We start from the raw sequence: 12,460 nt of genomic DNA on the forward strand, positions 1-12,460 counted from the left end.
TTGGCAGGGCTTTTTTTTGCTTATAATCTATATTCTTGTTGTTCGCATTTATAGGATTTCGTAATGACACTCACCGGCCTACCCAAACGTTTAGTCGACCAAGGACTGATCGACGACAACATTGCTCAGCAATTTTTGAGCGAGGCACAGAAACAGCCGGGCAAGAATTTTATTGAACTCGTGGTAAACAGCAAAGCCGCCAATAGCAGCGATATCGCGCAGATCGCTTCGGAAGAGTTTGGCCTTCCGCTACTCGATTTGGCAGCGCTTGACAGAGAACTGATCGAAGCCGAGTTAGTTAGCAAAGATCTGATCGATAAACATCGTGTTCTGCCGCTATTCAAACGTGGCAACCGCTTATTTGTCGCCCAAAGCGACCCATCTGGCATTGCTGCCATTGACGATATCAAGTTCAACACCGGCATGAGTGTTGAGGCAGTGTTAGTAGAGCAAGACAAGCTCACAAAAGCCGTTGACCAATTTTTATCAGACAACGACTCTGGTTTTGGCGACTTGTCAGACGATATGGGCGACCTAGAACTGGAAGAAGGTGAAGCAGGAAAAGACGATAAGCAAGAAAGCTCTGGTGACGAAGATGCTCCTATTGTTAAGTTCATCAACAAGATGCTGTTAGATGCAGTAAAGATGGGCTCCTCAGATTTACATTTTGAGCCCTATGAAAAACGCTATCGAGTACGTTACCGCACAGATGGCGTCTTGCACGAAGTGTCTAGCCCGCCTGTCAACCTAGCCGGTAAAATCGCTGCAAGACTTAAAGTAATGTCGCAAATGGACATATCTGAGCGGCGCATTCCGCAAGATGGCCGTATCAAGATGAAAATATCCAAAAATCGTGCCATTGATTTTCGGGTCAATACTCTGCCAACTCTGTTCGGTGAGAAGATTGTCTTACGGATACTTGACCCCTCCTCAGCCAAACTGGGCATTGACGCGCTTGGCTACGAAGAAGATCAAAAACAGCTCTACCTAGAGACCCTTAAGAAACCTCAAGGCATGATTCTGGTCACAGGGCCCACTGGCTCAGGCAAAACTGTATCTCTGTATACCGGCCTTAATATTCTAAACGTCGAAGGCACCAATATCTCCACCGCCGAAGACCCGGTCGAAATCAACCTGGAAGGCATTAACCAGGTCAATGTCAACGCCAAAGTGGGCTTAGACTTTGCCGCAGCCCTACGCTCTTTTCTACGCCAAGACCCAGATATCGTTATGGTGGGTGAGATTCGAGACCTGGAAACAGCCTCGATCGCCATCAAGGCAGCACAAACAGGGCACTTAGTGCTGTCTACCTTGCACACTAACAGTGCAGCAGAGACCTTGACTCGCTTAGCCAATATGGGCGTACCGGCCTTCAACATCGCAACATCCGTTAGCTTGATTATTGCCCAACGTCTAGCCAGACGTTTATGTAGCAGTTGCAAAAAACCAGCTGACATCCCCAAAGAGGCGCTGACAGAAGCAGGCTTTACGGATGAACTATTAAAAGAGGCCGAGATTCACCAACCAGTGGGCTGCAGCGAATGCAGCGACGGCTACAAAGGCCGTGTGGGTATATATGAAGTGGTGAAGATCACCGATGCAATTTCACGCATCATTATGGAAAACGGCAACTCCATTCAGATATCCGACACTGCACGCAAAGAAGGCTTTAACGATCTAAGAACCTCTGCTTTGCAAAAGGTTGCCCAAGGGGTTACTAGCCTGGAGGAGGCGAACCGTGTCACAACCGACTAATGCTTACGTTGATTTGCCGCTACAATCAGGTATAACGGCTTCAGCAAGCAGACTCGGATAAGTTATGGCAACGCAAAAGAAAGATGTTTCGTTTACATGGGAAGGAACCAATAGACGCGGACAAAAGGTTAAAGGCGAACTCAAAGGTCAGAACCCGGCTATCGTTAAAGCCCAATTGCGCAAGCAAGGCATTACACCTGGCAAGATCAAACGCGCATCGGAGGCTCCATTTGGCCTTGGTGGCCTTGGTGGCAAGGCAAAGGTGACATCCAGTGATGTCACCTTCTTTATTCGTCAGCTGGCCACCATGATTAAAGCAGGCGTGCCTTTGGTACAGTCTTTCGATATCGTTGGTGACGGTATTGATAATAAAGCTATGAAAGCGCTAATTACTGATTTACGTGACAGCGTGGCAGCAGGTAATGATTTCGCCTCAGCCCTAAAGCAGCATCCTATGTATTTTGATGAGCTCACCTGCAATCTGATTGAGTCAGGTGAACAAGCCGGTGCATTAGAGGCCATGCTGGATAAAGTTGCTGTTTATAAAGAAAAGACTGAAGCCTTAAAAGCAAAAATTAAAAAAGCCTTAACCTATCCCATAGCCGTTATGGTCGTAGCGGTCATTGTCTGTGCAATCTTACTCATCAAAGTAGTGCCTGTATTTGAAGAAATGTTTCAGTCATTTGGAGCAGATTTGCCGGCACCCACACAAATAGTTGTGACGGTCTCAGATTTCGTTATTGCTTACTACGTGCAAGCTCTTATTGGCATGTTTGTATTGGGGATTGTGTTTTCCCAAGCCCTTAAGCGCTCTCCTGCCGTTCGAGACAAGTGGGAACGATTGACTTTGAAGCTCCCCCTATTTGGCGAGTTAATAAAAAAGGCAGCCATCGCTCGCTATGCCCGTGTACTTTCAACCACCTTTGCCGCCGGTGTGCCTTTGGTCGACGCTTTAAACTCTGTTGCCGGGGCTGTAGGTAACGCAGTGTACCGTGATGCCGTTCTCGAAATTCGTACCGAAGTTGCCCAAGGGCAGCAAATGCATTTTGCCATGAAGCAAACAGAAGTGTTCCCCAACATGGTGATCCAGATGACCAGTATTGGCGAAGAATCTGGTGCGCTAGATGCCATGCTAGATAAAGCCGCTCACTATTACGAAAGTGAAGTCGACGATGCAGTTGACAATATGACAGCACTGATTGAACCACTCATCATGGCTTTTCTCGGTGTTGTCGTTGGCGGCTTCTTGGTGGCTATGTACATGCCCATTTTCCAAATGGGAAGCGCCATGTAATGCAACTTATTGACTATATCCAAACGTCACCATCAGCCCTAATTGGGCTGATTTTGTTATTTAGCTTGCTGATTGGCAGCTTTCTAAACGTCGTTATCTTGCGTTTCCCGATTATGCTGTTCCGTGACTGGAAACGAGAATGCAGCGAGCTTGACGACAACTTACCGCAACACCCTGCTTTGGATGATTTGGACAAGCCTTACAACTTGGTTAAGCCAGATTCCCACTGCCGCAACTGCCATGTGCCAATCAAGCCCTGGCAGAATATTCCCGTCGTCAGTTTTTTGCTGTTACGCGGACAATGCGCCAATTGCGGCACCAAGATTGGCTGGCGCTACCCTGCCGTTGAGATAGCTACGGCCTTATTTAGCGTAGCCGTCGCTGTTTACTTTCCTTGGGGCTGGCCACTAGCAGCAATGTTAGTGTTCACTTGGCTACTGGTCGCCATGTCGGTGATTGATATCGATCATCAGATTTTGCCCGATGACATGACGCTAGGCTTGATGTGGCTCGGGCTACTGCTAAATACACAGGCCATGTTTGTACCTCTTGAATCCGCCGTTATGGGAGCAGCAGCAGGTTATCTGTCCCTCTGGTCGGTTTATTGGCTGTTTAAGCTGGTCACCGGCAAAGAAGGCATGGGATACGGTGACTTCAAGCTGCTGGCTGCACTCGGCGCCTGGCTTGGCCTGGGGGCAATTCCTTTGATTATTTTGCTGTCTTCTATGGTAGGCGCTGTTGTCGGTTTGGCAGGCATTATGATTATAGGTAGAGATAAAAACTTGCCCATTCCGTTTGGCCCCTACTTAGCAGCAGCCGGGTGGATAGCGGCCATCTGGGGCACTGATATCACCCAATGGTATCTGTCGTCGCTCTAGCTCTGTAACCTAGCCAAGGTTGTTATTGGTCTTTACACTGCAAGTTTTTGATCTTGCATGTAAAGACTATGACCTCCCCCCTTGTGATTGGCCTAACCGGCGGTATCGGCAGCGGTAAAAGTGCCGCTGCAAACTACTTTCGCCAGCAAGGCATCACGGTAATCGACGCCGACCAGCTAGCCCGAGAAGTCGTCGAGCCACACACTTCCGCCTGGCAAGCCATTCAGCAACGCTACGGACATGACGTGTTGTTGGATGACCAAACACTCAATCGCGCTTGGTTAAGACAGCGGGTATTTAGCGACGACAACGAACGCCAGTGGCTAGAGCAGCAAACTCATCCGCGCATTCGGACGCTCACCATCGAACGCTTGCACCAGGCGACCTCACCTTACGTCATCCTAGAAACACCCTTACTGTTTGAAACCGATCAGCACACCTTAGTGCAGCAAACTTTGGTCATTGACGTCGAGGAAGCCACCCAACTAGAACGTGCCTGCCAGCGAGATCATGCCAATGAAGAGCAAATCCGTCGTATCATAGCGGCACAATTACCCAGAGCAGAACGTTGTCGACTCGCTGACCGCGTCGTTAGCAACCAAGGTTCTCTACAGCAACTGTATCAACAACTGGATCAGTGCCACCGTCATTATTTGGAGCTCAATCGTGCCCAGCAAAGTTAACTGCCCTACTTGCCAAAAAGAAGTCGTTTGGAGCCCAGACAGCAAGTTCAGGCCCTTTTGCAGCGAGCGCTGTAAACTGATTGATTTAGGCGAGTGGGCTAGCGAAGGCCATGCCATACCAGGCCCTTCTCTGGAGCAAGAGATGATGTCAGAGCAGCTGGCAGAGCAACTCAATAAGCCTCACTGAGATCACCTGCCTTGATGGGCAAACTATTGGGCGGTCAACGCTGACCGCCAGCCCATGGTCGCACTGTGTTACGTTAACGCATCGCTTCAACGACAAAGGTTTGCTCGACACAGTGACCGTTATCAAAGCACAGGGTCATACTCGGGTTAGCAGGCAAAGGCAGAGTCAGATCCATCAGCATCAGATGATAACCACCCGACTGCAAGCGCTGACTAGCACCTGCTGCTACAGGCACCGAATCCACCTCGCGCATGCGCATCACACCGTCTTCATGTAGGTGGGCATGCAACTCGATAGCACCCGCCCAAGGTGCTTTGGCCGACACTAAAGCAGCGTCTTTATCGCTGTGATTATTTAACGTCATAAAACCCGCGGTCATGGTTCTACCAGCAATCGGCTCACGCACCACGGCATCTGACACTTCCACCTCACACGCTAACAGCGCCTGACTCATAAACACGGTTGCCAGCAAATAAGTGCGCATAATTTTTCCCTACAAAAATGGGCACCATACCTGAAGTTCACCGATTGCCCCAGCCAGTGCGACCTTTGGTCACATCAGCCTGGAGTCGATAGTGGGGCAGAAAAGTAATAACCACTCACGCCGTCGACCCCGGCTTCAATCAAGACATTGGCATCCTGTTCTGTCTCGATGCCTTCAGCCATGACCGACACACCTCGGCTATGCGCCGCCTGCACCATAGCTTCAAGATAAAAACGCTGATCATCCGCCTGATGAATGCCTCGGTTGATATGCCCAGCAATGCGTAAATAATCCAGTGGTAAGCGCTGCAAATAGGCCAACGTCAGATGACCTCTGCCGACCTGATCAACGGCCAAAGCAACACCACTGCTTTTAAGCTCAACTAGCATTGTTTGAACAGCGGGCTCAATAGCATGCAGGGAGAATTCGGGCAGCTCGATAGCAAGCTTTGCTGCCTGCTCGGGATAACGCTTAAACAACGCCAACAGTTGTAGCCGGCTGCGATCTTCGGCCAAGGTGGCGGGTGAAATATTCACACACATCTGAACACTCTGCTGCAGCTCTGTCAGCGCGAGCAACACCTGCTCAACAATAAGCAGATCGCACTGAGACGCCAACTGATGCTGCTCTAACATCGGCCAAAAACGTGCGCCCGCTAGCCACTGATCACCACATTGTAAGCGGCTCACCACCTCAAATTGCAGCCGATGATTAACATCCTTAGCCGCGACCACGGGTAGATAATGTAACTCAATCGCTTGTGCTTGCAGCGCTTGCTGTAACAACTGGCGCCATTGACTGGCCGTCCAACGCGATGGCGCGGAGACATTGCTCAACAAGCAACACGCCGAAAGGGGCTGGCGCTGGGCTTGTCGCAGCGCCTCATCGGCGCCACTTAGTACCGGGCTCACGGTGCCTTGCTGACCCTGTAGCCACAACCCACCTAAATGAAAGTTCAGAACCTGCCGCGGGCTCAAGGTACTAGCAACCAACTGATCAAAGCAATATTGCAGCCAGTACCTCGCATCAGCGTCATCACCGCAGGGCAAAAACATGGCAAAGTCAGCACCGCTGCGCCGTCCACACAAACTATCGGCCGGCAAAATCTGCAACAAACGTTGGCCGACGGATACCAACAGATCATCGCCCCATTGACGTCCCAGTCGCTGGTTATGCTCAGCAAAGCTTTGCAGCTGCAGCAGTATCAACAAGCCACTGTAGCCCCCCTCCTGACTGAGACTGTGCTGCAACTGCTGATCAAAGCCACGACGGTTTAACAGTCCAGTCAGTTCATCTTCAAAGGCTTGACGATGCCAACGCTGGGCCTGGGCCGATTGATCCGAAAAAATCCCTTTTAATGTCGTTACCGAGGTATTCATGGCGTCCACCACCCGACGTAGCTCACGGCTACGAGGCAAAGTATGCTGTACCTGCCAGCGTCGTTCACTGAGCGCCACAGCTTGCTGCTCTACCTGCTGCAAAGGCTTTAGCAGCCAGTTCAAGACTCCTTGTAACAACAACAATGCCAAAGCCGCAACTCCAGCAAACCAGGCAGTTTCTTGCTTGGCCATATGCCATAAATCGCGATAGGCAAAGTCAGTATGACTCTGCACAGTGACCGTTCCTAGTTGCTGCCAGCCCTGAATAACCTCTGCCTTGGCAGCATCGCTGTGCAATGGCATTAACCGGCGAAACCAATCCGGTACCGGTTTTAGCAACGCCTCGTCTGCTTGGCGCTCATAACGATCACCCGACACGAGCGTCAGAGTGATACGAGAAAAAAAGCCTCGATCGAACATGGCATCCATTTGCCGCTGTCGCACTGCATCATCGCCATTCGCTGACATGCCTAGCGCCAGTGCTGAGGCGGCATCGTAAGCCCTGGCATCCAGTTGCTGCTGAAAAAACATCCGCCCGTTATGCCAGGTAAGCCAAAGACTGCCGAGCAATAACACCAACACCAGCAAAGTGGTCAGTAAGGAAAACTGTTGTCTGAGCGTCACGGTGTGTCCTTATAAATCCATGCCCTGTTGATTCAGGCGAATGCGCAGACCAGTCCAACGGTCCAGCTTATTGGGGTTGCCCATCAAGATGCCACGCCCTTTCATTTTCTCCAGCCATAAGCCCTCAGCGTTAAAGCTGTAAACAGGCTCCAGGTCAGGACGCTGGCCAGCAGGAAGGATGGCATCAACAAGGTTATCTAACACCAATGGCACGCTGTCTGGTGAGGGAAAATACGCCAATACCATATGGGCCTGATTGAGTTTCAGCGCTTGCACATAGGTAATACGGAGCTTGTCGCTAGGTACACCGAGTTTCACCAGTGAATAATACTTGGCAATCACATAGTCTTCGCAATCACCGCCAGCACTGGCCAAAGACTCATACGGCGTGGCCCAGAAGTCTTCTTGCTGCCAATGCTGCAGATCACTGACGAAGGGTAACTCGGTATTGATAAAGCGATTGACACCCTGCAACTGCTCCAACAGCGGTGATCCACTCAGCAGTTGCAACTGCTGTCGCCAACGAACGAGCCGATCTGCGGCCGACGGGTCAAACTGCTCACGCGCAAGCTCAATGGTTTTATCGGGGACCCAACGACTGGCGTCAGCCAGTAGCACAGCAACAACAGCCGATAGCCCCAACACTATCAGGACACGCCAAGAACACGCCTTGTGTAACTTCAGAACAACAGAGGACATGAAGAATTCAGTAGATCCTGGTGCAGATATCTTCATCTTAGTGGCTAGCCGTGGCCGAGGCTATGCCAGCAAAGAAAAGCGCAGCGGCGCTAAGCTGAGCTCGGCAGACCCTGCTATTCTTAGAGTTCAATTAGCGATTCGGCGAGATAGCTGTACACAACATGACCACTACGCTCACTCCTGCCGCTCGCCTGCGACAGCACTTTTCCAGCCGGGTTATTAATCAGGTTCGGCAATTGCTCGATATCTGGCGGCGCCTGCCGGAGAGACAGTGGTCAAAAGAGGCGATGAATGATTTTATTCTCGCCACTGAAAAACTGGCTCGCTTTGCCCAGCGTTTTGAAGCCGAACGCCATGAGAGCATCGCCCGCGATATGTTAATCATATTGCAACAGATCAAACCCGGCCGCTCTCCTAACACCACCCAGCTAGAGCAGCTGAACCATCACGTATTACTGCTCAGCCAAACTGCTCTGCGTCACAACGATGATGACAATCCAGAAAGCCTGATTCCTAGCAAAAAGCCGGTTTATATTGCCCTGGCAGATACCGATAATGCGCTCACCATGGCAGAGCAAATGCAGTATTTTGGTTTACTGCCTGAGCTTAAGAGCACCACCCAAGACTTTGTCGATTCGCTGCAGTTACGCCATCCGGCAGCCATTGTGATCGACATCGATTTTGGCGGTGCCGGAGCAGGCATAGACTTAGCCGACAAGGTTCAGCAAAGCCGTGACATCACGCTCCCCATCTTATTCACCTATCGCCAGAGCGCGCCCACCATAGTCGAGCGCCTCAACGCCATGCGCCACGGTGGCGTGGGCATGTATCCAGACACCGAAGTGCAATCCGTCATCGGCCACCTGGAAGCCTTGCTCGACCATGCACCGCAACCACCCTACAAGATTCTTATCGTCGATGACTCCAAGGCTCAATCGATGCATGCCGCCAATATTCTGAACAAAGCCGGCATGCTCAGTCAGATCAGTAACGATCCTTTGCAAGTGCTGGACGCACTGGCCAGCTTCAACCCAGATTTAGTGCTGATGGATATGTATATGCCGGAATGTAATGGCATGGAACTGGCGCGGGTCATCCGTCAGCAAAAGGAACATCTGAACCTGCCAATTATCTATTTGTCCGGCGAAGACGATCGTGAGCGGCAACTGGAGGCCATGGCCGAAGGGGGCGATGATTTCCTGACCAAGCCGGTCGAGCCCGGGCATCTGCTAACCACCATACGCACTCGCGTTGAACGAGCTAGGCAACTCTACCGCCTCATCTCGCGCGATAGCCTAACCGGGCTACTCAATCACACCCATATGCTAGAAACCCTGCAAGATCAGATTAACCGCAAGCCCAGTCAGCCTATTTGCTTTGTTATGGTGGATATTGATCACTTTAAAAACATCAATGACACCCATGGCCATCCGATTGGTGACGTGGTCATTAAGAATCTAGCGCTATTTTTGCGGCAAAATCTGCGTAAAAGCGATCCTATTGGGCGCTACGGCGGTGAAGAGTTTGCTGTATTGCTGCTGGATGCTAACGAAAAACAAGCGTTTACCGTGATGGATAAGGTTCGGATGAACTTCGCCAATCTCATCCATGCCGGGCTCAAGGACTTGAAAGTGACTTTTTCTTGCGGCGTCGCTCAATGGCGCGACGACTGCGCAGCGACCTTAGTGGAACGTGCCGATCAGGCACTCTATGTCGCCAAGCGTGGTGGACGAAATCAAGTCAGCATCTGGTCACCTGAAGAAACGCAGGATTGAGGACGATCTGTTAAGAAGATCCCAATTCCTGTGCGCTGGCTGGACGCTGAGCAGGCTTTACGGCAAACTCGCCGTTTTTGCGCACTTCTTCAACAATGGACGATGGCATGGCCAACATTCTGGTACTGCAGGGTCCCAATCTAAACCTGCTCGGCAGCCGTGAGCCCGGTATATACGGCACCACTACTTTGACGGATATAGAGCGTCAATTAAAGCAGCAGGCTCAGACACAAGGCCATCAGCTTGAGCATCTGCAAAGCAATGCCGAGCATGTACTGATTGATCGAATTCATTCTGCTCAAGCTGACGGAACCGACTTTATCATCATAAACCCTGCAGCCTTCACCCACACCAGTGTGGCGCTACGCGATGCCTTGGCCGGCGTTGGCATTCCGTTTATTGAAGTCCATATTTCAAACGTACACGCACGTGAGCCGTTTCGGCAGCATTCTTATTTGTCCGACATCGCGGTCGGCGTGATATGTGGTCTGGGTGTGCAAGGATATGAACTGGCCCTGTCTGCCGCCCTACAGCAATTGAGTAATCGTTAATATGCCCTGGATCCAAGCCCGACTGCATGCCCGTAAAGAGCAAGTCGATGCCCTAGAAAACGCCCTATTAGCCACCGGTGCCCTGTCGGTCACGCTAATGGACGACGCCGATCAGCCTATTTTGGAGCCTGAACTGGGCACCACTCCGTTATGGGATCAGACCTTGCTGCTGGGCTTGTACGACGCCAATACTGATGCAGAGCAACTGCCAGTACTGTTGCAGCAAGCTTACCAGGCTGAAGGCGGCGAGCAGTTGCCTGCGTGCAAGATTGAAATATTGGAAGACAAAGACTGGGTTCGAGCCTGGATGGACGAGTATCAAGCCATGCCATTTGGCGAACGACTGTGGGTTTGCCCCAGTTGGCAACAACCTCCTGAGCCCGATGCAGTTAACCTGATGTTAGATCCGGGCCTGGCGTTTGGCACCGGCACGCACCCTACCACCGCACTATGCTTGCGCTACTTGGATGCCACCGTAACGGGAGGTGAGCATGTGCTCGACTTCGGTTGTGGTAGTGGCATTCTCGGCATGGCAGCCCTATTACTGGGGGCATCCCATATGACCGGCACCGATATCGACCCGCAAGCGCTGGAAGCCACAACTGAAAACGCCAAACGCAATGGCATCGATAAACACTGCTATGAGGTGTTTTTGCCTGAACATACGCCTGAGATTCAAGCCGACATTACCGTTGCCAATATCTTGGCAGGACCGCTACAACAGTTGGCACCGAATATCGCAGCACTGACCAAAACAGGTGGACAGTTAGCCTTATCAGGCATTCTGGCAGAGCAGGCGGAGCAGGTGCGTCAATGTTACCAAGTCTGGTTCGATATGGATGAACCACAGTTTTTAGATGACTGGGCTTTGCTCAGTGGTCGCAAACGTCAGGAGAGCTGAGAATGGCTGTGCACGTAACACGCTGCCCCCATTGTCATACTACGTTTCGGGTGCGGGATGAGCACCTGAAGATTGCCAATGGCGCCGTGCGCTGTGGTTCGTGCTTGCAAGTATTTAAAGCACCCGATTATTTTGTCGCCGATGACACACCATTGGCGACCCGGCCAGCGCCAACGGCACCCGCTAAGGTCGACCAGACCAAGGATGACGACTTTGGCTTGATCCATGACGATATGGACAATAAAGGGTCATCCAATGACGATGGAGACGATGACTTTGGCCTGATTCACGACGATATGGATCTGGAAGAGGAAGAAGACGACTCAATTCCGGACCAGATCGAAGATGACCCCATGTCCGACCTTGGCATCCGAGAGGACAGCAGTAAAAAGAAAAAGACGGTTCAACGCAGTGCACTCATTGTCGATGATCATTTTATGAACTTTGATGCACCCGTCGATGAAGACCAGCTCGCCATCAAGGAAGAAGAGTCCTGGACCAGTGAGCTATTAATCGAAGAAGAAGAAATAACCCTCGAGGACCTGAGTCGCGGCGATGAATTCAGTAAACCGATGTTCAGCGATGCCGGCGACAGCGATGACAGCACACTGCGCGCAGATCGTAACGAAGGGCTAACGCTAGGCCGCGACGACTTAGCAACTGAAACGCTGGAGCTAGTCCCGCCAGCCAGGCAGCTTCGCATAAATGACGAGCCATTGCGTTTCGTTCAACCCAAACGCCGTAACATTGCCTGGGGCTGGCTACTCGCCAGTTGCGCCATGGTGATATTAGCATTGGGACAAGTCGCCTACTTCCGCTTCGATGATTGGTCACGCCAATCTCAGTGGCGCCCTTGGTATGCCAAAGCCTGCGAAGCCATTGGCTGCACACTGCCGGCCATTCAAAATGTTGCCAAAGTCGCCACCCAACATTTAGTGGTGCGCGCTCACCCAACACTGCAAAACGCCTTGGTGGTGGATACCCTGATTAACAATCTGGCAGACTATTCCCAGCCCTTTCCGGACCTCGCATTGGTATTCCGTGATCTAAACGACAACTTGGTTGCCAGTCGCTCTTTCACACCACAGGAATACCTTTCAGGTGAACTGGCAGGTCGGCACGACATGCCGGTACGGACCCCTATTCATATTTCGCTAGAGATTGTGGATCCAGGCTCCAAAGCGGTCAGCTATGCGATTGAGTTGCTGCCGAATCAAGGTCGCTGAGTCAAGCTTTTTTTGGACAAAAAA

General features: G+C 51.3%; 12 protein-coding genes. 9 read left to right on the forward strand and 3 right to left on the reverse strand.

Annotation, left to right across the window (positions count from 1 at the left end; all coding sequences use genetic code 11):
• The first annotated feature begins 63 nt into the window (after positions 1 to 63).
• The 5 genes from pilB (at position 64) to yacG (ending at position 4,797) form a co-directional block, all read left to right on the forward strand.
• On the forward strand, positions 64 to 1,755 hold the full coding sequence (gene pilB, locus AC55FS_RS16060) for a type IV-A pilus assembly ATPase PilB (RefSeq protein WP_496933275.1): 1,692 nt from the start codon (positions 64 to 66) through the stop codon (positions 1,753 to 1,755).
• A 64-nt stretch (positions 1,756 to 1,819) separates the two neighbouring features.
• Positions 1,820 to 3,049 carry a type II secretion system F family protein gene (locus tag AC55FS_RS16065; protein WP_496933276.1) on the forward strand — a complete coding sequence of 410 codons (1,230 nt, stop codon included), beginning with the start codon at positions 1,820 to 1,822 and terminating at the stop codon, positions 3,047 to 3,049.
• A complete protein-coding gene (locus tag AC55FS_RS16070; protein ID WP_496933277.1) occupies positions 3,049 to 3,927 on the forward strand; it encodes a prepilin peptidase in 879 nt (292 codons plus the stop codon). The genes AC55FS_RS16065 and AC55FS_RS16070 overlap by 1 nt, the downstream gene beginning before the upstream one ends.
• Before the next feature lie 68 nt (positions 3,928 to 3,995).
• A complete protein-coding gene (gene coaE, locus AC55FS_RS16075; RefSeq protein ID WP_496933278.1) occupies positions 3,996 to 4,610 on the forward strand; it encodes a dephospho-CoA kinase in 615 nt (204 codons plus the stop codon).
• Positions 4,594 to 4,797, forward strand: coding sequence for a DNA gyrase inhibitor YacG (gene yacG / locus AC55FS_RS16080; protein ID WP_496933279.1), 204 nt, complete (start codon positions 4,594 to 4,596; stop codon positions 4,795 to 4,797). Before coaE ends, yacG begins: the two co-directional genes overlap by 17 nt.
• 73 nt (positions 4,798 to 4,870) lie before the next feature.
• Here the strand turns inward: yacG and AC55FS_RS16085 are convergent, their stop codons facing one another.
• The 3 genes from AC55FS_RS16085 to AC55FS_RS16095 form a co-directional block, all read right to left on the reverse strand.
• Positions 4,871 to 5,281, reverse strand: coding sequence for a copper chaperone PCu(A)C (locus tag AC55FS_RS16085; RefSeq protein ID WP_496933280.1), 411 nt, complete (start codon positions 5,279 to 5,281; stop codon positions 4,871 to 4,873).
• Positions 5,282 to 5,355: 74 nt separating this feature from the next.
• Positions 5,356 to 7,284, reverse strand: coding sequence for an EAL domain-containing protein (locus AC55FS_RS16090; RefSeq protein WP_496933281.1), 1,929 nt, complete (start codon positions 7,282 to 7,284; stop codon positions 5,356 to 5,358).
• A 9-nt stretch (positions 7,285 to 7,293) separates the two neighbouring features.
• Positions 7,294 to 7,983, reverse strand: a complete 690-nt coding sequence (locus tag AC55FS_RS16095; protein ID WP_496933282.1) for a transglutaminase-like cysteine peptidase — start codon at positions 7,981 to 7,983, stop codon at positions 7,294 to 7,296.
• A 161-nt stretch (positions 7,984 to 8,144) separates the two neighbouring features.
• On the opposite strand from AC55FS_RS16095, the gene AC55FS_RS16100 reads away from it, so the two are divergent.
• The 4 genes from AC55FS_RS16100 (at position 8,145) to AC55FS_RS16115 (ending at position 12,436) form a co-directional block, all read left to right on the forward strand.
• The gene (locus AC55FS_RS16100) at positions 8,145 to 9,758 is read left to right on the forward strand and encodes a GGDEF domain-containing response regulator (RefSeq protein ID WP_496933283.1); all 1,614 of its coding nucleotides are present in this window, start codon (positions 8,145 to 8,147) and stop codon (positions 9,756 to 9,758) included.
• A gap of 107 nt (positions 9,759 to 9,865) precedes the next feature.
• The gene (gene aroQ / locus AC55FS_RS16105) at positions 9,866 to 10,309 is read left to right on the forward strand and encodes a type II 3-dehydroquinate dehydratase (RefSeq protein ID WP_496933284.1); all 444 of its coding nucleotides are present in this window, start codon (positions 9,866 to 9,868) and stop codon (positions 10,307 to 10,309) included.
• A gap of 1 nt (position 10,310) precedes the next feature.
• On the forward strand, positions 10,311 to 11,210 hold the full coding sequence (gene prmA / locus AC55FS_RS16110) for a 50S ribosomal protein L11 methyltransferase (RefSeq protein WP_496933285.1): 900 nt from the start codon (positions 10,311 to 10,313) through the stop codon (positions 11,208 to 11,210).
• 2 nt (positions 11,211 to 11,212) lie between these two features.
• The gene (locus tag AC55FS_RS16115) at positions 11,213 to 12,436 is read left to right on the forward strand and encodes a DUF3426 domain-containing protein (protein ID WP_496933286.1); all 1,224 of its coding nucleotides are present in this window, start codon (positions 11,213 to 11,215) and stop codon (positions 12,434 to 12,436) included.
• Positions 12,437 to 12,460: the final 24 nt, after the last annotated feature.

The organism is Bacterioplanes sp. CLAM21, assembly GCF_059641015.1.